We start from the raw sequence: 24,318 nt of genomic DNA, 5'->3' as shown, positions 1-24,318 counted from the left end.
GGTTGACGAACAGGAATGAACATGATCTCGCAATTACTAAACCGAGCATATTGGGCAAAACAACGCGCGTTGCTGACCCTGTCCCCGAGCACAATCAATCAAGATGTCCCCGAAGTTCACACAGGCCAAAAAACAATTACAGGCAGGAGAATTGGCCATGTGGCGATGTACAGCGACGGCAATGCGGGCGATACGCTTCTGCCAAGGACGGTAAGGGATGCGATAGACGGCGATGCGGCAAATGACTGGCAAGGTATTCATGCGCACCGAGTGGTAAACCGTAATCTCCTGAATGAGATCAACCAACTCGATGGATTGCTGATCGGAGGCGGCGGCCTTTTCCTGCGCGACACGAATCCCAACAACCTAAGCGGCTGGCAGTGGAGTTGCTCCGTTCAGGTGCTCGAACAGATCAAGGTTCCAATCGCGTTGTTCGCCGTTGGCTACAACCGCTTTCGCGGGCAGAAGGATTTCAAGCCTGCATTTAGGCGTCATCTGGAACTGCTTGCGGACAAGTGTGTCTATATGGGATTGCGCAACTCCGGGAGCATCGAAGCCATTAAAAGCTATCTCCCGGAATCATTGCACCCCAAGCTTCGTTTCCAGCCCTGCCCTACAACAATCTGCAAACAGCTCTATCCGGAAATCTGCACAGGGAAACCCGCGCAACCAATGATCGCACTCAACTGCGCCTTCGACCGAATTGACCTACGTTTGGGGAAACGAAAAGACAACATCCTCCATCAGTTGGCCACCGCCGCAAAGGAATTATCCGAACATGCGACGGTCATGTATTATGCGCATGCCAAAGGCGACGAGCAAATGCTCCCGTATCTTGATCGGGCCAACGTTCCCTACCAACTGAGACGGCTTTATTATGTTCCCCCGCGCGAGGTCGTCGAAGCCTATTCGAACGTTTCGCTGGCCATCGGCATGCGCGGCCACGCCCAGATGGTGCCGTTTGGTTGCGGCACTCCCATCATATCGCTGGTCTCGCACGACAAAGTCCGCTGGTTCCTTGATGACATCGGGCAATCGGATTGGGGCGTGGAGATGACCAATACGGACTTCAAGAACAACCTTCTCGATTCCGCCCTAAACGCATTGGACACGCACCGCATAATTGAAAACCAAATCGAGCAGATACAGGTCCGCCTACTTGAAACCACTTGTCAAAACGCGGCGGATTTTAATGCAGCAATGAGTTAAACGACGCCACCAACACCTCCAACACATTCCGATTGTAGGCATATTGCCCTGCTCCGCATTTATCTCCGGCATTAACAATAGACGGCAACTGCTCGGCCGAATCCAGCCCAACCGCAAAGCCGTCTTGGTCAAGATTCAACACGTAGGCATGGTCATCTACCCAACGGATGACTCCGATGGGACGTTGGAGGATCAGGGCATTGATGAGGGCCGTGGAGAAATAGCCGACGACATGGCTACAGTCGAGAATAGCGTCGTTGATGTCGGTTTCCGGAGGGTAGAGGAAGAGTTCCGAATCGTCGAAGTTATCGCGGTACCATTGGGCGTTTTCCCGCGGATGGGGTTTGATTGCCACCGGCAACGGCGAGGCCTCGATGATCTCGTGGACATGCCTTTTCTTTGCTTCCAATCCGCCTTCCAGCACATGGTCTTCGAACAACGGCTGGGAAATGAGGAGCAGCCGCTCGAGCGGCTCCCGCGGCGCCATCGAATAGGCTCTCTCGAACTGCAATGCCCCCATTGGGATGAGTTGTTCGTCGCGATACCCTTCCTTCTCAACAAAAAACTTCCGGTCGCGCTCTCCGATAATACACGCACGGTCGGCAACGGTTTCCTGGCGGTGGTTGTAATAATAATCATTTGGATTCAGGAGCAGCCTCAGCTGGAACGGCAAGGATTTCAGCCACGCCGCGACACCGATTTGCATCGCCGTTGAGTTGTAAAGGCGGAATGTCCGCACGATTTTCAGGAACTCCAAACATGCCCGCTGTACAAAATTTTTCGTCTTCACCTCTTCAAGGACAGCGATGCTTCCGTGCTGGATATGCAGGGAAGGAATGCAAAGGTGCCGTGCAGCATGAAGCAAAGCGCGGTCCTGCACCCACCCTTTATCGAAAACGACCACGCAGTCGGCGCGAAGTTTCTTCAGCGCGGAGACCATCGAAAAGGTTTTGAGCGACTCCAAATCAACGGCCTCGATCCCTTTGCCCGAAAGATCCGGACAGTCGTTCCATCCATAAATCGCCTTTTCCGTGTGGAAGAAAACGATTTCGAATTCCTTCGCGAGGGACTCGAACAGAGGTTGGGCGAAATGACCGAAGTAGCGCCATGAAGGAAAAAAAACGATGATACGCCTTTTCATTCGGAACTACTCTCCCGTCGACTCGTCATTCCGTTTCACAAGAAGCCATACCGCACCAACCACCGAGATCAAAAAGACCATCCCCACGAAAAATCGTTTCGATGTCGCCGAGGGACAATGGAACTCTACGGTATGTTTACCCGCCGGAACCTGCACGCCCATACTTAAGTAGTCCAACCGGAGGAGGTCGGCGGGCTCGCCATCGACGAACACGTTCCAATTGCCTTGGTAGCGCTGGGAAAAGCGGAGGATGGAGAGACTCGGAGCATCGATCTCAATCGTAGCCTTGCGTTTGGTGGTCCGGGCGGCGACGGGTTGGAATGCCACCGTCCCAAGCTTCGACTCCAGCCCACATGCGGAATCAACGAGAACCGTATTTTGCGGATTATGGATCGGGTCGACCAACTTGTCGCAATGCTCTCCCAACGGAACCGTTTCCCAGTTTTGGAACAGCGCAAAGCGCGGAATGCCACCCAAAAACTCCAGTAATACGTCAGGACGCATACCTTGGGCTGTCGGCACCTTATAGTTCAAGACGGGCTTGAACTGCTTGGCCAGTTCCGGGTTCTGCTCAAGTTGTTGCATGATCTGGGCGGGAGCGGCAACATGCTTGACCGCCGAAAGCTGCCACAAACGAATCTGGTTGCGTCCCACCGTGCCCAGGTATTCCTTATATTCCACCGGCATGCGCGGCATTTGCCAGATATTGAACAGTTTCAATTTGTGGTATGGCCCGTCGGAAGCCAGCCATTGGTTATAGATGCCGCTCTGGTCGACAAAAAACGCGCGCTCATCGCCCTGATGATCCTTGAGGTAGTTAACCAGCACATTGCCTTTTTTAATCGTTGAAATGTCGTCGGCCTTGAAATAGTGCGAGGTCAGCATCAGACTATCGACCGCCAAAACCGCAATAAACGTCACCACCACCCATTTCGCCTTTGCAAGGCCTTTCCATACAAGGAACACCAAAGCCCCGCAAATCAGGACCAAGGCGGCCGCATGAAACCAGGCATTGGCCATGTTTGTCAGAATCACATCAACATAACGTTCATAGCCCATCGCCGTGAATTCCGCTCGAAGGGAATTCGGGAAGGCCAGCAACTTCAATCCCGCCAAAAGCATCAGTCCAAAGCAGGCCGAACAGGCAATCCAAAGTACCTTGGCGGACTTAGCGGCCTTGCCATCCACCAGCAAGCGGTCGAGGCCGAAAGCGGCGACAATGGCCAAACAGATTTGAAAGTTATCGAGCAGTTTGATCGGTGCACGAATATTGCTGACAAGCGGCAACTGGAAAAACAACTTGTAGAGTAGGCTGTATTTACCAAACGCCAAAATAAAGCCGACCAGCCCGGCAATGCTCCAGAACAAGATGACTTTTCCTTCCTCGTCTTTTCTTATGCGAATGGCAGCCCAAACGCCAAACGCAGCCAGCAGGAATGGAGTAATACCCAGGTAGATGCTATCGAGTTTAAAATTCTGAAAGCCCTGCTTCGTGCTTTCCCACTCGGCCGATTGACCGATCTTTCCCCAGTATGGCCCTTCGGGATTCCCGGTGCTCCACCCCGCCCAACCGGGCGCAATCAGATCCGGCCACTCGCCCGGAACCATGCTCCACTGGGTAATGTAGTTCCACTTCTGGTCGCCACCACCAGCGCCTTTCCCTTTTTGCAAGGAAGCTGCGCCGACAATGTTGTGCTTGTAGGAACCTAGCAATGTGCTTCCCGACAACAAAATGGATACCACGGCGATCGGAACCAGCATGGAAACCCATCGAAAAGCATGCCGGCCATGCCGCTGAATCAGACGAAAGATCGCGTAGGGCCCAATGAACAAACCGGCCAATAAAGCAACATCCTGTTGCTCGATCATCATGATCCCAATCGAAAGCCCGGCCAGCATGGAAAAACCGGAAGAATGCCTTACCGACCGAGACCGAACAGCCTTTTCAACCAAACACAAGCTCAACACGGAAAAGACCAACACCTCCAGCTTGTAGGCATGTCCACTTGGAGCAAGCATGATGGAATTCACCCAAAATGCAATCAGTGCGCCGAACACCGAAGCCATCCAACTTCGTCCCCATAGACGCAAAAACCAAACCGTAGAAATAGACCCCAGCACAAGCATCAAGCCGTAGAAGGTGTTGGCGAATGTTTCCAGCGGCATCAGGGACATCAAAACCGTAAATAGAATAAACTGCGACCCCCCGCTCCCCATCACTTGATTGGCCGTGAAAAAACCTGTCAGGGATTCGGGCATATAGTTTTTCTTAAAAGCCAAGCGTCCTATGTTCAGATCCGAAGCTTGAAAGACGTGGTCGGCGGGCCAAACGCACCGAAAGGTAACGGCGGCGAGAACCACTAAAAAAAGGAGGCACAGCAAAAACTTAATCTTGTCGCTTTTCATATGAAATCTATTTCCCCTTGCGCAATAGCGCCCATCGAACCCGCCAGACCGAGGCGAGCATTTGAAGGCCCATCACGAGAAACGTGGTTGGGTTTCCCGGCACATGGTGCCACTTGATGGGGAGCTCACGAATACCATAGCCCAACCGCTGAACGCGGCACAACAATTCAATATCGAACGCCCACCCCGGCTCGGACGCCACGGGCAGCAGTTTTTCCAGTACTTCGGCACGGAACAGCTTGGCCCCGCATTGGCTGTCGTACACCTTCAGCCCGAACAACGCGTGGACGAAGAGCTTGTTCAACACCCGCGAGGCCATCCGCCGCATCAACGGCTGGCGCGGGTTGACCTCCGCGCCCTTGATCCAGCGCGACCCGATTGCGCAGCCCGCATCGCCGATGCCCTCCACCAGCTTGTGGAATTCGACGGCCGAAGTGGCGCCGTCGGCGTCGACGAACCCGACCCGCTCGCCTTTCGCCATGCGGAACCCCATCTCGACCGCCCCGCCCTTTCCAACCCGCCGCGGCTCGTTGACCACGGCGATCCCCGGCAAGCGCTCCGCAATCGACTTGGCCAACGCCTCGGTCCGGTCGGAACTGTGGTTCACCACCACGATGATCTCGAAATCATTCGCATAGCGCTGCTGGAAAAAAGCGGCGTACGATTCCAGCGTCGGAGCCAGACGGTGCTCTTCGTTATGGGCCGGGATGACGATGGACAACTTCACTCGGAATCCTTCAATTGGTAGAGGTCGAGGGTCGTATGCCCCTGGCCAAAATGCGGCATCGCGGCGATTTTTTCGTAGCGGGCCTGCACCGCGTGGTTGAACAGGACGGCATCGGCCTCCGCAACCGGCGCAATGGCGGGCGACTCGATGGCGAGGCCATAGCCGCTGAAGGCGGCCATCGGCGCAGCGGATTGCCGCAGGAGTTCAACGAGCATCTCGCGGTTGAGCAAATGGAGCTTTTCGGCCTGCTCGCGCGGCATCTCGGGATAGTAGCAAAAGGGCCCCAGCTCCATGCCGGATGGAACCGAGACCCCCGCCTCGACGGCCAAATAGGTGTCCTGGGTGAGCAGCTCGCCGTTTCCCGCTGTGCTTTGGCGAACGATGTCCGCGGCCGCGCGCAGGTGCTGCAGATCGCTCTGCTCCTTGAACCGCCACCAGATACGGTCGCGCCCGCGGACGAACCAGTCCATGTTGACGGGCGACGAAAACGCGCCGGCCACGGAAACCAGCAACAGCAACGCCAACCCCGGCGACAACCACCGCTCCGGGAGCCTCGGCAACAGGCTTGCAACCCCTGCGGCGGCGAGAATGGGATAGGCGATGGTTTGGTAGTCGTCGTACGGAAATGCGGCGGAGAGATGGACCAGGCTAATGCCCGCCCCGCAAAGCCACAACAACACGGCGAAGGGATTGCGAAAGCTCTCCCGCGCCGAAAAACAGAGGACCGAAAGCGCAAGGGCCGTGAACAGGAAATAGGCCTGGACAAAACGCGAAACGAATCCCGCCTTGAAAACCAGCAGCTGGGCCAGCCCGCCGGGATCGCGCCCGGCGTGGTACTGGAGCAGCCCGAAACGGGTTTGCTCGAAGGCCGAAACAAACGAAGGCAGGTAGACCGCGAGCAGCACCGCCCCGCCCCCCAGGCCGAACCAGAGCCAGTCGAGCCGGCGCTCGCGCCGGAAGATCAGCCAGATCCCGGCGATCGGCAACACGATGCCGGCCGAAAGCCGCGTTCCGGCGGCCAAGGCCAGCAACACCCCGCCGGCAACGGCGGCCGCCGCATGCCTGAAGCCGAGCGAAAACAACCCGGCCATCAGAAAAAACGAGCAAAGGGCGTAGGTTTTGACCACGGTGGTGAAATAGCTCTGGTAGACGTTGCAGCCCACCAGCAGAAAGGCGGCGATGCCGGCGGCGGCCCGGTGCCGATCCGCCGCGCGCCATGCGGTTGCGGCGGCGAACAGCGCGGCCAGCAGGCCGAATCCCGTCGTGAGCAAGCGGCCGCCGGCCACGCCCAGGCGTTCCACCACGCCGTACAGCGCGGCATAGACATAGGGAAGAACGGGCCCCTGGGTGAACGCAAAGTCCGCATAGGGCGCCTTGCCGTCGCGCACCATCTTGGCCGCGTAGAGATACCACCCCTCGTCCTGGTTCAGGTTGCCGTACCGCAAATTGAGCGCGGCCAGCAAAAGGGCCACGGCCACGGCCGCAATCCCCACTATCATGACCAGCTTCCGGTTCAACCCATTACCCCTTGAAAACGAATTTTTTCCGCATGGTGAAGTTGGCCACCATGGCGCAGCCGAACACAAAGAAATAGCTCCACGAAACCTGCCAACCGCACTGCTCGATCAAGATACGGCTCAGATAGGTGAAGACCACGAACGAAACCGTTGAAAGCAGATAGAACAGCCCGACCTCCTTGAAGCGCCGGTGCCGCCCGCCCTGAAAAACAAACAGGGCATTGGTCACATAGGCCGCCGTGTTCGAAACCAGGAACGCCACCACCTTGTTGACCACGTAGTTGCGCAGCAGCACCTCCTCCGGAACCACCTTGATGCTCCAGCCGAACAGACCGATCAGCACCCCGAACGGATCGCCCTCGCGCAGGCTCGGAAGTACCAGCCAGGCCATGATGAAAAACGCCGCCACATCCACCACGAACGTGATCCCGCCGCAAAACAGATATTTGATGAATTGCAGGTGAATCCCGCCCTTGCGTTCAAGGTAGTCGGTTAGTCTGGAGGTGCGCGTTGCCATAAAGTGATTCTAAATGCCGAACAGAGTATGCGGCACCTGCCGCCAATGCGAGTATATTCCTTGCCGGACGCACGTTTCCGGGGCCGCGCCAAACTTGACGGAAACGCGGGTGCGCACTTGACCTGAAGTCTGATTAAACTATCCTGTCTGTTCATTTTGCAAATGGAGACAACCGCCTTGACTACAGATAAGTTTTTCCGCAAATCCGACTGGATCGCCTGCTGGGCAACCTTTGCCATTTCCCTGATCGTCTACACGCTGACCCTGCAACCCACCTTGGGGCTGGAGGACTCGGGCGAACTGGTCGTGGCCTCGGACTATCTGGGCGTCCCCCATCCCCCCGGCTATCCGATCTGGTCGCTGCTCACCTGGTTCTTCCAATGGATCTTCCATGGCGTCAAGTTCCACGGCCATCCCAACCCGGCCTGGGGCGTGAACTTTTTCTCGGCGTTCGCCGGCGCCGCCGCCTGCGGGGCGCTGGCCCTGCTGATCAGCCGCTCCGGCATGGACCTGCTCCGCAGCCTCAAGAAGGAATCGGTCATGCTGGGCGAAGATACCGAAAGCCTCTTCTGCGCCGTTGCCGGCATTGCGGGCGGCCTGTTGCTCGCCTTCGGCCAGGGCATGTGGTCGCAGGCGGTGATTGCCGAGGTTTATACCTTCAACATTTTCTTCCAGTCGCTGGTGCTCGTCTTCCTCTACCGCTGGATGTCGCGGCCCGCAGAATCCAAATGGCTCCTGCTCTGCGCCTTCGCCTTCGGACTCGGAATCACCAACCACCAGACCCTCATGTTCATGGGACTCGCCATCGCGGTCGCGGTGCTCTTCAACGAACTGGAGATCTTCGGGCGTAAATATCTCGGTTTCATCCTCGGGGCCTTTGCGGCCCTGATCCTCTCGCTGATCGGGATCTATTTCGGCAGCCTCTTCATCCAGATTCTCGGCATTGCCGTCTGCATCGTCTGCTGCCTGCTGATCCGCCACCCCTTCCTGGTGCGCGACTTCATCATCACGGGCTCCATGTACATTTTCCTGGTGGGCTTCAACAAATGGGCCGCCACCTCGCCGGAACACGCCAAATGGATGTGGGTCTCCGGCCCCGAGGAGGCCGGCTTCTGGATCTGGACCCTCTACGCGCTGCTCGTCCCGATCATCGCCACCTTCGTGCTGCCGAAGGGCAAGATCGTCGGCCCCACCTTCCTGGTCATGTTCATCGGCCTCGGCTTCTACCTCTACATGCCGCTTTCGTCCGACCAAAACCCGCCGATCAACTGGGGCTACCCGCGCACCTGGCAGGGCTTCATGCATGCCATCACCCGCGGCCAATACGAACGCGTCAAGCTCGCCCACGTCTTCACGCCGCGCTTCCTCCAGCAGATCGGCACCTACCTCATGGACCTGCGCTCGCAGTTCATGTGGCCGATCGCCATCCTCGCCGCGATCCCGCTCGCCTTCGGCTGGAAAACCGGCAAGAAAAACATCGGCTGGCTGGTCACCACCCTGGTCGCCTTCCTCTCGGTCGGCATCATCTTCATGATCCTGCAGAACCCGAAGACCGACATCCAAACCCTTTTCATCGCCCGCGTGCAATACATCCAGTCGCACGCCATCTTCGTCATCTGGCTGGGCTACGGCATCCTGTTCCTCATGGCGTGGCTCGAAACGCTCGCCAAAAACAACCCGATCACCAAGGTCGGCGGCGTCGTGCTCGTGCTGCTGCTGCCGTTTTCCCTCATCCATAAAAACAAAACCAACGAGTCCCAGATCAAGGTTGTCGGCGGTGCCGAACAGAACGGCCACGATTTCGGATGGCAGTTCGGCAACTGGCAGCTCGAAGGCGTCAAGGGCATCAAGGAAGACATGCGCTACTGGTATCCGGACGACGAGGAGTTCGAAAAGCAGTGGGCGGCCTATCCCTGCAAGGACTACCCCGAGCCCATGGGCACCAACGCCATCTTCTTCGGCGGCACCGACCCCGGCCGCTTCGTCCCGACCTACATGATCTACTCCGCCCATGTGCGCCCGGACGTCTACCTCATCACCCAAAACGCGCTGGCCGACAACACCTACATGAACGTCATGCGCGACCTCTACGGCGACCAGATCTGGATCCCCTCGCCCCTCGATTCGAACCAAGCCTTCCAATTGTACATCCAAGGCATCCAGAACGGAACCATTCAGGCCGGCGCCGACGTGAAGACCGAAGACGGCAAGGTGCAGGTCCAGGGCGTGGCCGGCGTCATGCAGATCAACGGCTTCCTCAGCAAAATGATCTTCGACCACAACCAATACCGCACCGAAACCAAAACCGACGAAGCCACCCGCCCCGTCGGCGCGGCCGTCGTCCACTCCGATCCGCCGATCGGCAAGGACGGCAAGCCGCCGCTGCGCTCCTTCTACGTCGAGGAGAGCTACGTCTTGCCGTGGATGTATCCCTACCTCACGCCGCACGGCCTGATCATGAAGATCAACAACAAGCCGACCCAGCTCACCCCCGAAATGATCAAGAACGACACCGCGTTCTGGAACTGGTATTGCAACCGCCTGCTCAACGATGAAAAATTCATCCGCGACATCGTCGCCCGCAAATCGTTCTCCAAATTGCGCAGCGCCCTCGCCGGGCTCTACGCGGCACGCGGCCGGGTCAAGGAGTCCGAGGCCGCCTTCCGCCAGGCCGTCGACCTCTACGACCTCAGTCCCGAGGCCAACTTCCGGCTGGCCGACCTCATCGCCAAGCAAGGCCGCTTCGACGAAGCCATCGCCCTGTTCGACGACTTTCTCGAAAAGGATCCGAACAACGAAAAGGGCGAGGAATTCCGCAATGGCCTCAAGAGAATGAAGGAGATGACCCTCCGGCGCCAGGCGCTCGAGAAAAAGGTCCAGGCCGACTTCAAAGCCAACACCTTCGAGTTCGGCGACGTGCGGGATCTGATCCTGATCCAGTTTAGCTCCGGCATGGCGCACAGCGGCGAAGCCCTCGCCCGGCAGGTCATCGCCAGCAACAAGCTCAAACCCGAAGAGCTGATGGCGCTGGCCCAGTTCATGGCGGAACAGCACAAATACCAAACCGTCGAACTCGCGCTGAAAAAATACACCGCCGTCCAGCCCAAAGACCCCAACGGCTGGCTCAACCTCGCCGGTTTGCAGATGGTCCTCAACAAACGCGGCGAAATGTATGTCTCGATCAAAAAAGCCATCGATATCGGCGGCGAAACCGTCCGCAACCGCATCCGCAGCGACAAACGCTTCGACCCGGTTCGCAACACCGAGGAGTTCAAAAAACTCGTCCCGCCGCAAGCCAACACCAACATGGGCTTCTCCCCGATCCCCGGCTTCTAGAATGTGAAGATCCTCGTTTACGACGACAATCCCGACTTCGGCGGCCATCAGGTGATGGCCTGCCGCGGGATTGCGGCGCTGGCCGCCGAGCCTGCGCTCGAAATCGAATGCATGCTCAATCCCGCCAACCACCGGCTGGCGGCCCAGCTACGTGGGGCAGACATTCCGGTCTGCCCAGCACAGGCAAGAATGCCTGCGCCCCCCCCCGACTTAGTCCTCTGCATCCAAGGCGACATCGCACAATCCACCGCCGGAATCCGCGCCGCGCGCAAAGCGGGCATCGAATGCGTCAGCTATCTGGCCCTGCCACACCGCAGGGCAACGATGGGCGCAAAGCTCGGCGCGCTCCGCGACGGCCTGAACAAGAAATGGGTCAACGCCCCCGACCGCTTCATCACCCTCTCCGAAAGCATGAAGCGGATTCTGCTCGATCGCGGCTGCACCCAACCCATCGCCATCGTCCCCAACGGCATCCCGGCGCCGCCTAGCCCCAAGCATCAAGTATCCAGCATCCAGACCATCGGCTTGGTTGGCCGGATCGAGTTCAACCAAAAGCAGCAGGACTTCATGGCGCGCACCTTCCTGGCAAACCCCGCCTTCAACGATTGCCGCCTGCTCTTCGTCGGCAGCGGCCCCGACGAAGCCCGGCTCCGCGCATTGATTGCCGGCGAGGACCGAATTGCGCTCTGGCCCTGGCAGGACGACATGGAAGCCGTCTACAACCGGATCGACCTGCTCGCCATCCCCTCGCGCTACGAAGGCGTTCCGCTCGTCATGCTCGAGGCCCTCGCCCGCAGCATCCCCGTCATCGGCTCCAACCGCGACGGCATGCAGGATATTCTCCCCCCGGAATGGACGTTCGCCCCCGAAAATGCCACCTCCTTGGCCAGCGCCTTTTCCGCCGCCCGCACCGCCCCGGCCGACCAACTCGACGCCCTGCGGCAAACGGTCTTGCAAAAACACGCGCTGCAACGGTTCAACGAAAATTTTGTAACGGCCGTGACCGCCCCGGGAGCGCCGACCTCCTGATCGATAACGAAAAAGGCGCCCCGCAAGGGACGCCTTTCGCAGTTCCAATGGGATTGGAACTTATTCTGCGGCTGCGTCGTTCAGCGCGGCTTTGCGGCTGAGGCGTACACGGCCCTGGTTGTCGATGTCGATGCACTTCACGCGCATCGCATCGCCCGGCTTGCAGATCGAATCGACGGAATCGATGCGCTCGTTGGCCATTTCGGAAATGTGAACAAGACCTTCCTTGCCCGGCATACACTCGACAAATGCGCCGAAGTCCTTCACGGCAATTACCTTGCCGTCGTAGGTCCGACCGATTTCGATCTCGGCGGTCAGGGCATTCACTTCGCGAATGGCGGATTCCATGGCGACGGCATCGACGGCGAAGATGTTGACCGTTCCGTCTTCCTGAATGTCGATCTGGGCCCCCGTGCTATCGGTGATGGCGCGGATATGCTTGCCGCCCGGTCCAATCAGGGCACCGATCTTCTCGGGATCGATCTTCACGGTGGTGATGCGCGGTGCGGTTGCGGCCAGCTCGGCACGCGGGGTCGCAATGACGGCTTCCATGTGGTCGAGAATGTCGCAACGTCCCTTGCGGGCAATTTCGAAGGCTTCTTCAACCTGGTCCCAGTTCATGCCGTGGACCTTCAGGTCCACCTGGAATCCGGTGATGCCCTTGCGGGTACCGACCACCTTGAAGTCCATGTCGCCGCAATGGTCTTCGATGCCGAGGATGTCGATCACTTCAACGGAAGCGCCCTTTTCGTCGGTGAAAAGACCAACGGAGATCCCGGCAACCGGGGCCGTCAGCGGAACGCCCGCATCCATCAGCGCCAGGCAGCCGCCGCAGGCGGAGCCCATGGAGGAGGAGCCGTTGGAGCCCATCACTTCCGAAACGACACGCACCGTGTAGGGGAAGTCTTTCGGCATGACCGGAGCAATGGAGCGCTCGGCCAGGTTACCATGGCCGATTTCACGGCGACCGGTCATTCCCAGACGGCCAACCTCGCCAACCGAGTAGGGCGGGAAGTTGTAGTGCAGGATAAAGTTCTTTTCGTCCACTCCGCCGGTAACGGCATCGAAGCGCTGCGATTCCTTGGTGGTTCCGAGGGTGACGGTGCAGAGGGTCTGCGTTTCGCCGCGGCCGAATATGGCCGAGCCGTGCAGTTGCGGAAGTACGCCGACCTGGCAGTCGAGGTCGCGGATTTCAAGCATGCCGCGGCCGCCGATGCGGGTACCGCCTTCGGTAACGTTCTTGCGAACGGTTTCCACTTCGAGGTCGTGGAACGCGTGGAAGTATTGGTCCTCGGTCATTTCCGGGAACAGTGCTTCCATCTGCGGCTTCAGCTCGGCCTTCAGCGCGGTAACCGCGTCCTGACGCTCCAGCTTGCCGCCGATCTTCATCAGTTCCTTGAACTTTTCGCCCACGAGTTCGCGGGCCTTGTCCAGCAGCGTGGTGTCTTTCGGCTCCGGCGCGTAAACCTTCTCCGGCATGCCGAGCACCTTGCGGAGCTCCAGCTGGCCGTCGATGATCTTGACGACTTCGGCGTGCGCGGTCTTCATCGCTTCGATGAAATCGGCTTCCGGAATTTCCTGGGCGGAACCTTCGATCATCATGACCTTGTCGCGGGATCCGCAGTAGGTCAGGTCGAGATCGCTGGCGGCCAGTTGCTCGTGGTTCGGGTTGATGATCCATTTGCCGTCGTTGCGGACGATGCGGACGGCGCCGATCGGGCCGTCGAACGGCAGGTCGGTCAGGGTCAGCGCGGCGGAAGCCGCGTTCACGCTCAGCACGTCGGTATCGAGCGTCTTGTCGCAGCTGACCAGCATGTTGTTGATCTGCACTTCGCGGTGGAAGTTGTCCGGGAACAGGGTCCGGATCGGACGGTCGGTAACGCGCATCGTGAGGATTTCCTTCTCGGAAGGACGCGCCTCGCGCTTGATGTAGCCGCCCGGAAAACGTCCGGCGGCATAGAATTTTTCACGATATTCGACCTGAAGCGGGAAGAAATCGCATCCTTCGCGCGCTTCTTTGGCCGAGGTGACTGCCGAGAAAACAATGTTTTCCCCAATGCCGCAAGTAACGGCGCCGTCGGCTTGCCTTGCGAGCAGGCCGGTTTCGAAGGTCATGGTCTTGCCACCGACTTCGAATTCAACTTTGGTTGTACCCTTCATACTAATAATTGCGCCCTTGCTATGTTCTGAAGAGCGCACCTTTCCTGTTTTGGCCATCCGCTGGATGGCGGTTTATTGGAGGTCCGGACGAATGGATGGTTGCGGGTTCAAGTGGCGACCTGGCCGGATTCCGGCGGTCCCGATTCTTCCCCTACTCCATTCCCCCATGCTTCCGCTACCCATCCCGGGCAGCTCTTTTTAGAAACGACGCAAGCCCTTTAGGAATAAAGGGCTTGCGAACGAACACGGATTGTAGAACATCCGAAATACGATTATCTGCGCAGGCCGAGCTTTCCGATCAGCTCTTTGTAACGCGCGTCGTTTTTCTTCTGCAGGTAGCTCAACAGCTTGCGGCGTTTGTTGACCATCATAATGAGGCCGCGACGCGAGCTGTGATCCTTCGAGTGAATTTTAAGATGTTCCGTCAATTCCTTGATGCGCGAGGTGAGAAGAGCAACCTGAACCTCAACGGAACCAGTATCCTGCTCGCTGCGCTTGAATTCGTTTTTAACTTCAGCTTTTACTGCTTGATCCATCTGTGTGGACTCCTAGTTTATATATTTCTCTCAAAAAGTAAGAGCGGGACTATACGTATCGCCCCCCCCCATGTAAAGCACTGTTTCTTCGGGTTTTTCGCCCCGCTTTCCGCTCCCGGAAACGCAATGAAGCTTGCATTTCCCGAGCAAAAACGCAACCGCCATTGATTCGTTGCCGACCACGCCCTCCAGGCCCAAAAACCTCGGGGTCGGACATCGCCGGAAAGTCGCATACGCTTCCGGCACCAAGGGCATGGAAAACAGCAATATTCGTTTCTTCGCGACGGTGCCGCGGCGCCACCTTTGGCGAACGACTCGCCCTTCCCTACAGATCCAAAAAGTTCTGCAACAGTTTTTTGCCTTCGGTCGTCAGGATCGATTCGGGATGGAACTGCACGCCGTGGACCGGATGCTCCTTGTGTTGCACGCCCATGATTTCGCCCTCGGCGGTCCAGGCGGTGATCTCCAGGCAATCCGGCAGGGTTTCGCGTTCGATGATCAGCGAATGGTAGCGCGTGGCGACGAACGGACTCGGCAGCCCCTTGAAGACGCTCTTGCCATCGTGGATCATCGGCGAGGTCTTGCCGTGCATCAGACGCGCGGCGCGGACGACGTTTCCGCCATAGACATCGCCGATCGACTGGTGGCCAAGGCAAACGCCGAACAGCGGCAGGCGCGGACCGAACTCGCGGATGATGTCGCACGAGATGCCCGCCTCTTTCGGCGTGCACGGGCCCGGGCTGACCAGCACCTTCTCGGGCTTGAGCGCCACCGCCTCGTCGACGGTGATTTCGTCGTTGCGGAACACCCGCATCTCCGCCCCCAGCTCGCCCAGATACTGCACGAGGTTGTAGGTAAAGGAATCGTAGTTATCTATTACTAAAATCATGCTATCTCTCGCAAAGACGCAAAGGCGCCAAGGTTAAAGGCCATTCACGACCCGTGTTATGCCATGTTTAATCAGGGATTCTCCAAAATTAATCAATAAACCTAGTTTTTTCCTAGAAAGCTTCAAGTAGGTCAGCAACTGCTTCTTGTGAACGTCCTTTATCAACTCAATGGATTTTAGCTCAACAATAACTAAATCATTAATGACTAAATCCGCCCGGAATCCCTCATCCAAAACCCGCCCTTTATAACAGATCGGAACCGCAACCTGTCGCTGAACGAACAGTCCCCTTCTTACCAACTCATCCATTAGAACTATTTCATAAACACGTTCCAACAATCCGGGACCGGTTTCCTTATGGATCTGGAATGCGGCATCAACAACAACCCGAGCTATTTCATTCTCACTCATCTCTTGGCGTCTTGGCGTCTTTGCGAGAGGCTTAATCTCCCTTTCGTGCGGCGTGGTAGTGCTTGGCGAGGGCCAGCGCCTTCATCATGCCGCGCGCCTTGTTGCGGGTTTCTTCGTATTCGCTGAGCGGATCGGAATCGGCGACAATCCCGGCCCCGGCCTGCACATAGGCTTTGTTTTTGTCGAGGATTACGGTGCGGATCGTGATCGCGGCATCGAAGTTGCCGTTGTAGTTGAAATACCCCACCGCCCCGGCATAGGGACCGCGCTTGCTCTTTTCGAGCTCGGCGATGATTTCCATCGCGCGGATCTTCGGCGCGCCGCTGACGGTGCCCGCCGGGAAACAGGCGCGCACCACGTCGTATTCGTCGTGGCCGGCGGAAAGTTTGCCGGTGACGTCGGAAACAATGTGCATCACGTGGCTGTAGCGTTCGATGACCATCAGGTCCGGCACTTCGACGGAGTTGAATTCGCAGACCCGGCCAATATCGTTGCGGCCCAGATCGACCAGCATAATGTGCTCGGCGCGCTCCTTGGGGTCGGCCAGCAGATCCTTTTCCAGCGCCAGATCCTCGGCCGGCGTGGCGCCGCGCGGGCGCGTTCCGGCGATCGGGCGGACCTCCACCTTGCGGTCTTCGCAACGGACCAAAATTTCGGGCGAGGTGCCGACGATCGCGCTCTCGCCCATGTCCAGGCAATACATGTAGGGCGAGGGATTGATGGCGCGCAGCGCGCGGTAGACATCGAGCGAGTCGGCCTCGTTTTCGACCTCGAAGCGCTGGGAGACCACCGTCTGGATCACATCGCCGGAGCGGATGTATTCCTTGGTCTTTTCGACCATGTTGAGGAACTCTTCTTTGGTGGTGTTGGATTGCGGTTCGAGCGGTTCGACCTCGTTGTGCGTATCGATCAGCACGCGGGAGACGGACGTTTGCAGCGCCTGGGTCAGCTCGTCGATCTGGGCCAGCGCCTGGTCGTAGGCCGCCTCCGGATCACCGCCGATATGCGCGTTGGCGACAATCTTGAGTTTGTGGTTGACCCGGTCGAAAACAATCAGCCCGTCGGTCACCATGAAAACCATGTCCGGATTGCCGATCTCGTCGTTGCCGATCACCGGGACGCGCGGCTCGAACTGCGAGACCATGTCGTAGCCCATGAAGCCGACGGCCCCGCCGATGAAGCGCGGCAACGAAGGGTCGTCCACCACGGGGGCAAACTGCTTCATGTGCGCCTTCAGCGCTTCGAGCGGGTCGATGTCCTCGAACACCTCGGGCGCGTTGCCGTTGGTGGAAATTTCGACGCGGCGGCCCCAGGCGCGGATGATCGTGCGCGGCGTTCCGCCGATGAACGAGTAGCGGCCGATGTTTTCGCCGCCTTCCACCGATTCCAGCAGGTAGGTGTGCGATGCATCGTCGCGCTCGCGCAAAAACTTGCGCACGCGTTTATAGGCGGAGACGGGCGTCTCCTGGTCGGCCAGGACTTCCTTCCAGACCGGAACCAGATTCCCCTGCTTCGCCTTTTCCAAAAATGTTTGCCTATCGGGTACGACTGCCATGGTTCTTTCTCGCGGTTAAAGCGGGCAATGGTAGCTTTTAGATTCGCGGGCGCAACCAAAAACGTGCCCGGTTCAATGCCCGCCGCGACGCCCCCTGCCGCGGCCGCCGCCCGCGCCGCAGCTGGGCGGATCAGCGAATCAGGGTCAGGAGGGTGAAGCTGACGGTGATTTCAAGCTGCTCGAGCTGCATGACCGCCGCTTTGGCTTCGGGGCCGGAGCGCCAGAAGAGGGGGGTCATTTGGATGAGGTCGGCAATTTGCTCCCGGCCCAGGAGGGTCTGGTAGGTCAGGACTTCCCGGTTGGCCTCGCAAAACAGCGGGGCGCACTTGGCGGCGGCTTCGTCGGCCTTATCCTTGAAATCGCCGGAGCTGAACTGCAGTTGCCGGCGCAGTTCGATCAGATGGTTGGGGCCGGGCACGCCGACGAGCAAAGCGCCGTCCGGCTTGAGGATCCGGCCGAACTCCGCCAGGTTGCGCGGCGCCAGTATGCTGAGGATCACATCCATGGAGGCATCGGCCACCGGCAGTTGCCGCATGCCGTTGGCGACGATCCACGTCGCCTGCCGATGTCTTTTGGAGGCGATCTGGACCGCCTTTTTCGAGATGTCGGCCCCCAGAAAGAATCCGTCGCGCGCTTCGCTCAGCGCGCCGAGCAGGTGCCCTTCCCCGCACCCGCAGTCCAAGACCGCGAGCGGCCCCGGCGGGTTAAAGACGGATAGGCCGCAAAGCTGCTCGGATAGCGGATCGTACGCACCGGAATCGAAGAAACGGCGGCGGGCCAGCACCATATCCACATCGTCGCCGGGGTTTCTGGATTTGCGCTGATGGCTCAGCAGCAGATTGATGTAGCCTTCCTTCGCAACGTTGAACGGATGGCCCTGGGCGCAACCGTACATTTTTTCGCCCGGAATCAGCGGCGCACCGCAAACCGGACAACGCAGCGGACATTGAAAAGGCGGATTCATGCTGCGGATCTATTTCCGGCTGCGCTTCATGGCTTCGTAATCCTCGAGCGTTCCGGGATAATCGATGATGCCGTTTTCGGTCACCTCGAAGATGCGGGTGGCGAGCGAGGAGATGAAGCGGTGGTCGTGGGAGACAAACAGCAGCGTATTCGGGAAGAGCGACAACCCAAAGTTGAGCGCCTCGATCGATTCCAGGTCCAGGTGGTTGGTCGGCTCGTCGAGCGCCAGGACGTTGCCGCCCTCCATCGTCATTTTGGAAATGATCAGGCGCGCCTTTTCGCCGCCGCTCAACACGCCGACCTTTTTCAGGACGTCTTCGCCGCGGAACAGCATCCGCCCCATGAAGGAACGCAGCTCCACCTCGTTATATTCCCCGTTCCCGAAACGACCCAGCCATTCCAAGGCGCTGACCTTCGGATCCAGCAGGCGGGAGGCGTCCTGCGGGAACATGCCGATCTCCACCGTTTCGCCGAACACGATTTTTCCGGTATCGCTCTTCAACCGGCCGCAAAGGATGTTCAGCAAGGTGGTCTTGCCGATGCCGTTTTTGCCGATGATGGCAATGCGCTCTTCCGGGCCGATGGTGCAGGTGAAATCCTTGAACAACACCTCGTCGTAGGTTTTGGAAATATGCTTCGCTTTAATCACCTTGTCGCCCAGCCGTTTTTTCGGCGCGAACCGGATAAAGGGCGACACGCGGCTGCTGGGCTTGATTTTGGTGATTTCCAGCTTTTCGAGCTGCTTCTTGCGCGACGTTGCCTGCTTGGCTTTCGACGCATTGGAGCTGAAGCGCGAAATGAACGCCTTGAGGTCGTTGGCCTGTTGCTCAACCTTCTTGTTCGCCTTTTCCTGCAGCTCGCGGGCATCGAGGGCGGCGATGGTGAAATCGTCGTAGTTGCCGGGGAACATGCGGATGGCATGGTAGTCCAAGTCCGCGATATGGGTGCAGACCTGGTTCAGGAAATAGCGGTCGTGCGAAATGGTAATCAGCGTCCCGTTGTAGCGCTTCAGCAATTCCACCAGCCATTCGATCGATTCCATGTCCAGGTGGTTGGTCGGTTCGTCCAGCAGCAGGATGTCCGGATTGCCGAACAGCACCTGCGCCAGCAGAACGCGCAGCTTGAAGCCGCCCTGCAACACCGTCATGTTCTGATTGAATAGATCTTCCGTAAAGCCGAGACCCACGAGAAGCGTGGCCGCCTCCGCCTCCATCGTATAGCCGCCCGCCTCGCCGAATTCATCCTCGATGTGGCCGCAGCGATCGTTCTCTTCGTCGGTCAGCTCGTCCTTGTTATAGAGATATTCCCGCTCGCAGTGGATCTTCCACAGGCCGGGATTCCCCTGATAAACCGTATCGATGATCGAAAATTCGTCGAAGGCGGAGTGGTCCTGCCGCAGATAGCCGAGCGTGCAGTCGTTGCCGATCGCCACCGTGCCTTCGCTCTGTTGCTGCTGCCCGGTCAGGATTTTCATGAACGTCGATTTGCCGGAGCCGTTCGCTCCGATCAGGCCATAGCGGTTGCCCGGCGTAAACTTAACCGAGACGTCCTCAAACAGGGCGTCTTTGCCGAAGCGCATCGTGATATTCGAAGTGGCGATCATAATCCAAAATCCTTCCCGAAAACTAAAAGAGCGGGTTTCTATAACAGGATCGGCCCTTGGAACCGAATGGTTTCTGCACCAAAAAACCCGCGCGCCCTCGCTCGGCGGACATGGTTCCTTGGAACCACTCCGGCCCGTGGCGATTCGCTTCCGCGAAATATCAATCGCTCTGCTCTTGGCGCGACCACACCAATTCCGTAGGGTGCGCCGCTATGCAAATTTACTTTCCAGGACAACGATGGATCAGCGAAACCGAACCCGAACTCGGGCTGGGGCTGGTGGTGGACGTAACGAACCGAGCCGTGCAGGTGTTTTACCAGGCCGCCAACGAAATGCGGCACTACGCCCTCAAAAACGCCCCGCTAAAACGCGTGCGCTTTGCGCAGGGCGACGAAGTGGCGTCGCAAGAAAACGTCCGGCTGATCGTGGAATCGATCATCGAAGAGGACGGCGTGATCGTCTACCAGGCGGCCGACGGCGCCACGCTCAACGAAAGCGATTTGTGCGACACCTCGAGCTTCGATCGCCCGGAAGCCCGCCTGCTGGCCGGCCACGTGGATGAAAATGCGCAGTTCGATCTGCGCGTGGCGGCGCTGAACGCGCGCCACCGCTATGGGCGGCTCAACGTACGCGGCCTGCTCGGCGGGCGCGTCGATCTGCTTCCGCACCAGCTCTACATCGCGCAGGAGGTCAGCTCCCGTCCGCTGCCGCGCGTGCTGCTGGCCGACGAAGTGGGACTGGGCAAAACCATCGAAGCGTGCCTGATCCTGCATCGGCTGATGGCGTGCGGCTTGGTTGGGCGCGTCCTGATTCTCGTTCCGCATGCCCTCGTCCACCAATGGTTCGTCGAACTGCTGCGCCGCTTCAACCTTTCGTTCAGCATCTTCAACGAGGAGCGCTGCCAGGCCCTCGAAGCCATCGAACCGGAAATCAATCCCTTCCACGACGACCAGCTCGTACTCGCCAGCACCGAGTTCCTTTCGGAAAACCCGGAGCGCGCCGCCCAGGCGATCGCCTGCGACTGGGATTTGCTGATCGTCGACGAAGCGCACCATCTGCATTGGTCGCCGGAACGCACCAGCCCGGAATACGACGTGGTCGAACGCCTCGCCAAGAGCGTGCCGCGCCTGCTGCTGCTCACGGCCAGCCCCGAACAGATGGGGCTCGAAAGCCACTTTGCGCGCCTGCGTTTGCTCGATCCCCAGCGCTATCCCGACTTCGAAACCTACCGCGCCGAACACGACCGCTACGCCGAAGTCGCCGCCGACATCGGCGCGCGGCTGGAGTCGATGAGCGAGCAGGAACGGGCCGAGGCGCTCGACCGCCACGGGCCCGGCCGCGTCATTTTCCGCAACACGCGCCGCAACATGACCGGGTTCCCCAAACGCATTCCCGATCCCATCCCGCTGGTGCTGCCCGAAGGCGCCGACACGCTGGGCATCGAAGACCCCCGCTTGGACTGGCTGCTCACCTTCCTGCGCAACCACCCGAAGGAAAAGGTGCTGGTCATTGGCCGTACGCGCTTCGAGGTCTCGGTGATCGTCGACGCCATCCGCACCCGCTCGGGCGTGGACGTGGCCCATTTCCACGAACAGATGAAGCTGGTCAAATGCGACCGCCAGGCGGCCTGGTTCGCCGAACCGGAAGGCGCGCGCGTGATGGTGGTTTCGGAGATGGGCGGCGAGGGCCGCAATTTCCAGGTTGCCTCGCACCTCGTCCTGATCGACCTGCCGCGCGACCCGGAACTGCTGGAGCAGCGCATCGGCCGCCTCGACCGGATCGGCCAGCGCGGCGACGTGCACATCCACGTGCCCTACCTGAAGGGAACCGAAGAAGAACACGTGGTGCGCTGGCTGCACGAAGGGCTCAACGCCTTTGCCGAGCCCGTCGTCGGCGGTTTCGAATTGCTGGAGCGCTTCGAGGCGCAGCTCGGCAACGTCACCAACAAGGTGATCGCCGAAACCAAGGCGTTCTACTCGGCACTCCGCAAGCAGATCGTCGCCGGGCGCGACCGCCTGCTGGAGCTCTCTTCGTTCCGCCCGGACATCGGCAACGACGTCGCGCGGCAAATCGCGAGCTGCGAAGAGTCGGCGGATCTGAAAAACTATCTGCTGCAGATTTTCGAACGCTACGGCATCCATGCCGAGCCGCTCGATGCGACCTCCTACCATATCCGCCCCGACCAGATGTTCGACGACTGGTTCCCGCTGAAGGCCGAGGGCATCCGGATCACCTTCAACCGCGACGAAGCCTTGATCCGCCCCGACACCACGCTGATGAGCTGGGACCACCCGATGGTGACCGGGGCCAACGAACTGATTCTCGGCTCCGAGCGCGGCAGCTGCGCGATGGCGGTGGACCCGACGCTGCAAGCGCCGCTGCAACTCCAGGCCCTCTACGTGCTGGAAACGGTGGCCCCGCCCGGACTCAACGCCGACCGCTTCCTGCCCCCCACCCCGGTCAGCATCACGGTCGACCATGCCGGCATTCCGAACCCCCGCCCGGTGGCGGAAAACCTGAAAGACGCCGATCCCTGGAAGTTGCTGGAGCACGAAGCAATCCGTACGCAGATGATTCCCGCCATGATCGAAGCCACCCGCCCGCTCGCCGAGCAAGCCGCCGAATCAACCATTGCCGACGCGCGCAAAGACATGCTGGAAACCCTGGGGAAAGACTACAAGCGGCTGGAATATCTCAAACAGGTCAACGACAACATTCGAGACGAAGAGCTCAAACACGCGCGCAAGGCCATCACGAAGCTCGACAAAGCCCTGGCCGCCGCCCGCCTGCGCCTCGACGCCATCCGCATCATCAGCGCGGGATAATCATGAACGCGCGTCTGCCCCAATTCATGGCCCTGCTGGCGCTGTCGTCGGCCCATGCGCAGGACCCCGGCTACAAACTCGATCCGCCGCGCTACGTCGCCTACAAGAGTCCGAGCCCCATTCGCATCGACGGCGAGATCGACGGCGAAGAGTGGGCGAACGCGCCGTGGAGCGCGGCCTTCGTCGACATCCGCGGCGCCGAGTTCGAAAAACAACCCTGCTACCCCACGCGCATGAAGATGCTGTGGGACGACGAAAACCTCTACCTCGCCGGCGAACTGCCCGAACCCCACATCTGGGCCACCAAAACCGAGCGCGACGCCACGATCTATTGGGACAACGATTTCGAGGTGTTCCTCGATCCCGACGGCGATACGCACGACTATTTCGAGCTCGAAATCAACGCGTTCGGCACGGAGTGGCCGCAATGAAGCTTATTAGAATTGCGCAAATGACCGTTAACGCACCATCATATCATGTAGTTGATCCAGCGAAAGCTGGTGATCGGCCACATGACGAAAGGATTCGGCAGGAAGGTTCTGGAGCTTAATCTCAACCAAATAGCGCCCTTCCACTATGATTTGAAAAGAGCCGGAACGATCTGCGAAATCATACTCTTGGTTTATCAGTTTTCCGGCCTCATCGTCAGAAAGAGTATATCCGGTCAGATCGATCCGGTTGGTCTGAGCCAAATTGAACCCAAGCGCCATCATGACCGTCGCGCTGGCCAGAGGCCCCGCATCGGAGAGCTCCACCTCCACCGAACTTCCGTTCGGCCAACCGTAGCGCCCCCGGCACCGACTTATCCGGTGACCGAATACCTCCCGTGTTTCATGAAACAGTTCTCCCTGCTCCAGCATCCACTCCGGCAAAATGGCACTCAACTCCTCCTTCGATGCCAATCTATCGGTCGAATTCGTCTCAACGACAAGGTCTGTGGGTTCCACCTCAACTGACCATGGAGCAACTTCGCGAGGCGGAAAAGTCTCCGCCCCAGACACGCTCCCCTGCTCGACCGACTCGAATTCAGGAAGAACAAGTTCCGTCTCAACGATTGCCGTCTGGAGGATATGTGCAGCGTGCATGCGCCAAGCTCCAACCCATAGCCAGACTGCCACCAAACCTACGGTTAACGCAATCGCGCCGACGCTCAATTTTGAATGTTCCGACAGCCCCATCTCCTTCACCCCCACCCCGATTCATGAATTGATCGTTCATCCCAAACAGAAACTCACGGCACCTTGCCAAGTAACCAACCAGATAACCCTTCTATTCCTGCACCTACCTCCGACTTACTGATCCTGATTCAACTTAACCCGGCGTTAGGAATAGGGAGCAAAAAAATATCTTTCTCGGCGTTGGATTAAGGCCAACATAACTGGGAAACAACCGCCGCCGGGGGGCCACCCCGGCACCGGTTGTCCGAACGGACCCCGGCTCTATTTGTTCAGGCCGGAAAAGTCGATTCCCTGCACCCAGGCCGGGAAGTTTTGT

Annotated in this window: 18 protein-coding genes; 5 read left to right on the top strand and 13 right to left on the bottom strand. The window is 58.9% G+C overall.

What is annotated here, in order from left to right; all coding sequences use genetic code 11:
- Positions 1-15: 15 nt before the first annotated feature.
- The gene (locus ABYO54_RS01465; RefSeq protein ID WP_372806195.1) at positions 16-1,209 is read left to right on the top strand and encodes a polysaccharide pyruvyl transferase family protein; all 1,194 of its coding nucleotides are present in this window, start codon (positions 16-18) and stop codon (positions 1,207-1,209) included.
- On the opposite strand, the gene ABYO54_RS01460 is transcribed toward ABYO54_RS01465, so the two are convergent.
- From ABYO54_RS01460 to ABYO54_RS01440, 5 genes are read right to left on the bottom strand one after another with little or no spacing between them, the layout of a single operon-like run.
- Positions 1,190-2,350 carry a hypothetical protein gene (locus ABYO54_RS01460; protein ID WP_372806194.1) on the bottom strand — a complete coding sequence of 387 codons (1,161 nt, stop codon included), beginning with the start codon at positions 2,348-2,350 and terminating at the stop codon, positions 1,190-1,192. The genes ABYO54_RS01465 and ABYO54_RS01460 overlap by 20 nt on opposite strands.
- Before the next feature lie 6 nt (positions 2,351-2,356).
- Positions 2,357-4,756 (bottom strand): hypothetical protein, encoded by a 2,400-nt coding sequence (locus ABYO54_RS01455; protein ID WP_372806192.1) that lies wholly within the window; start codon positions 4,754-4,756, stop codon positions 2,357-2,359.
- 7 nt (positions 4,757-4,763) lie between these two features.
- Complete coding sequence (locus tag ABYO54_RS01450; RefSeq protein WP_372806190.1) at positions 4,764-5,483, bottom strand: dolichyl-phosphate beta-glucosyltransferase; 720 nt, start codon at positions 5,481-5,483, stop codon at positions 4,764-4,766.
- On the bottom strand, positions 5,480-6,982 hold the full coding sequence (locus ABYO54_RS01445) for a hypothetical protein (RefSeq protein WP_372806188.1): 1,503 nt from the start codon (positions 6,980-6,982) through the stop codon (positions 5,480-5,482). Before ABYO54_RS01445 ends, ABYO54_RS01450 begins: the two co-directional genes overlap by 4 nt.
- A gap of 22 nt (positions 6,983-7,004) precedes the next feature.
- Positions 7,005-7,517: a GtrA family protein gene (locus ABYO54_RS01440; protein ID WP_372806186.1), complete on the bottom strand. Its 513-nt coding sequence runs from the start codon at positions 7,515-7,517 to the stop codon at positions 7,005-7,007.
- 177 nt (positions 7,518-7,694) lie between these two features.
- Here ABYO54_RS01440 and ABYO54_RS01435 point away from each other — a divergent pair, with 177 nt between their 5' ends.
- Positions 7,695-10,853: a protein O-mannosyl-transferase family gene (locus ABYO54_RS01435; protein WP_372806184.1), complete on the top strand. Its 3,159-nt coding sequence runs from the start codon at positions 7,695-7,697 to the stop codon at positions 10,851-10,853.
- 3 nt (positions 10,854-10,856) lie between these two features.
- Positions 10,857-11,882: a glycosyltransferase family 4 protein gene (locus ABYO54_RS01430; RefSeq protein ID WP_372806183.1), complete on the top strand. Its 1,026-nt coding sequence runs from the start codon at positions 10,857-10,859 to the stop codon at positions 11,880-11,882.
- A 60-nt stretch (positions 11,883-11,942) separates the two neighbouring features.
- Here ABYO54_RS01430 and pnp read toward each other — a convergent pair whose 3' ends face one another.
- The 7 genes from pnp to ABYO54_RS01395 all read right to left on the bottom strand — a co-directional run bounded on the left by pnp (position 11,943) and on the right by ABYO54_RS01395 (position 19,999).
- Positions 11,943-14,042: a polyribonucleotide nucleotidyltransferase gene (gene pnp, locus ABYO54_RS01425; protein WP_372806181.1), complete on the bottom strand. Its 2,100-nt coding sequence runs from the start codon at positions 14,040-14,042 to the stop codon at positions 11,943-11,945.
- A 272-nt stretch (positions 14,043-14,314) separates the two neighbouring features.
- Positions 14,315-14,578, bottom strand: a complete 264-nt coding sequence (gene rpsO / locus ABYO54_RS01420) for a 30S ribosomal protein S15 (protein WP_372806179.1) — start codon at positions 14,576-14,578, stop codon at positions 14,315-14,317.
- A 325-nt stretch (positions 14,579-14,903) separates the two neighbouring features.
- Entirely contained in the window at positions 14,904-15,467 is a 564-nt protein-coding gene (locus ABYO54_RS01415) for an aminodeoxychorismate/anthranilate synthase component II (protein WP_372806177.1), read from the bottom strand.
- A 33-nt stretch (positions 15,468-15,500) separates the two neighbouring features.
- Positions 15,501-15,878 (bottom strand): GxxExxY protein, encoded by a 378-nt coding sequence (locus tag ABYO54_RS01410; protein ID WP_372806175.1) that lies wholly within the window; start codon positions 15,876-15,878, stop codon positions 15,501-15,503.
- A gap of 31 nt (positions 15,879-15,909) precedes the next feature.
- Positions 15,910-17,403 (bottom strand): anthranilate synthase component I, encoded by a 1,494-nt coding sequence (gene trpE / locus ABYO54_RS01405; RefSeq protein ID WP_372806173.1) that lies wholly within the window; start codon positions 17,401-17,403, stop codon positions 15,910-15,912.
- 160 nt (positions 17,404-17,563) lie between these two features.
- Positions 17,564-18,397, bottom strand: a complete 834-nt coding sequence (locus ABYO54_RS01400) for a putative RNA methyltransferase (protein ID WP_372806171.1) — start codon at positions 18,395-18,397, stop codon at positions 17,564-17,566.
- A 9-nt stretch (positions 18,398-18,406) separates the two neighbouring features.
- Entirely contained in the window at positions 18,407-19,999 is a 1,593-nt protein-coding gene (locus tag ABYO54_RS01395) for an ABC-F family ATP-binding cassette domain-containing protein (protein WP_372806169.1), read from the bottom strand.
- Between the two features lie 212 nt (positions 20,000-20,211).
- Here ABYO54_RS01395 and ABYO54_RS01390 point away from each other — a divergent pair, with 212 nt between their 5' ends.
- Positions 20,212-22,824: an SNF2-related protein gene (locus tag ABYO54_RS01390; RefSeq protein WP_372806167.1), complete on the top strand. Its 2,613-nt coding sequence runs from the start codon at positions 20,212-20,214 to the stop codon at positions 22,822-22,824.
- Positions 22,825-22,826: 2 nt separating this feature from the next.
- On the top strand, positions 22,827-23,255 hold the full coding sequence (locus ABYO54_RS01385) for a carbohydrate-binding family 9-like protein (RefSeq protein WP_372806165.1): 429 nt from the start codon (positions 22,827-22,829) through the stop codon (positions 23,253-23,255).
- A 27-nt stretch (positions 23,256-23,282) separates the two neighbouring features.
- Here ABYO54_RS01385 and ABYO54_RS01380 read toward each other — a convergent pair whose 3' ends face one another.
- Positions 23,283-24,002, bottom strand: coding sequence for a hypothetical protein (locus ABYO54_RS01380; protein ID WP_372806163.1), 720 nt, complete (start codon positions 24,000-24,002; stop codon positions 23,283-23,285).
- Positions 24,003-24,318: the final 316 nt, after the last annotated feature.

The organism is Pontiella sp. (assembly GCF_041622395.1).
In the GTDB taxonomy this organism is placed as follows: Bacteria; Verrucomicrobiota; Kiritimatiellia; order Kiritimatiellales; family Pontiellaceae; genus Pontiella.
This window is presented reverse-complemented; position numbering and strand designations above follow the sequence as displayed.

Excerpts from the sequence above, each read along its gene's own strand:
- ABYO54_RS01465 (WP_372806195.1), top strand. The coding sequence starts at position 16 with ATGAACATGATCTCGCAATTACTAAACCGAGCATATTGGGCAAAACAA.
- ABYO54_RS01460 (WP_372806194.1), bottom strand. The coding sequence starts at position 2,350 with ATGAAAAGGCGTATCATCGTTTTTTTTCCTTCATGGCGCTACTTCGGT.
- ABYO54_RS01455 (WP_372806192.1), bottom strand. The coding sequence starts at position 4,756 with ATGAAAAGCGACAAGATTAAGTTTTTGCTGTGCCTCCTTTTTTTAGTG.
- ABYO54_RS01445 (WP_372806188.1), bottom strand. The coding sequence starts at position 6,982 with ATGATAGTGGGGATTGCGGCCGTGGCCGTGGCCCTTTTGCTGGCCGCG.
- ABYO54_RS01440 (WP_372806186.1), bottom strand. The coding sequence starts at position 7,517 with ATGGCAACGCGCACCTCCAGACTAACCGACTACCTTGAACGCAAGGGC.
- pnp (WP_372806181.1), bottom strand. The coding sequence starts at position 14,042 with ATGAAGGGTACAACCAAAGTTGAATTCGAAGTCGGTGGCAAGACCATG.
- rpsO (WP_372806179.1), bottom strand. The coding sequence starts at position 14,578 with ATGGATCAAGCAGTAAAAGCTGAAGTTAAAAACGAATTCAAGCGCAGC.
- ABYO54_RS01415 (WP_372806177.1), bottom strand. The coding sequence starts at position 15,467 with ATGATTTTAGTAATAGATAACTACGATTCCTTTACCTACAACCTCGTG.
- ABYO54_RS01410 (WP_372806175.1), bottom strand. The coding sequence starts at position 15,878 with ATGAGTGAGAATGAAATAGCTCGGGTTGTTGTTGATGCCGCATTCCAG.
- ABYO54_RS01400 (WP_372806171.1), bottom strand. The coding sequence starts at position 18,397 with ATGAATCCGCCTTTTCAATGTCCGCTGCGTTGTCCGGTTTGCGGTGCG.
- ABYO54_RS01395 (WP_372806169.1), bottom strand. The coding sequence starts at position 19,999 with ATGATCGCCACTTCGAATATCACGATGCGCTTCGGCAAAGACGCCCTG.
- ABYO54_RS01390 (WP_372806167.1), top strand. The coding sequence starts at position 20,212 with ATGCAAATTTACTTTCCAGGACAACGATGGATCAGCGAAACCGAACCC.
- ABYO54_RS01385 (WP_372806165.1), top strand. The coding sequence starts at position 22,827 with ATGAACGCGCGTCTGCCCCAATTCATGGCCCTGCTGGCGCTGTCGTCG.
- ABYO54_RS01380 (WP_372806163.1), bottom strand. The coding sequence starts at position 24,002 with ATGGGGCTGTCGGAACATTCAAAATTGAGCGTCGGCGCGATTGCGTTA.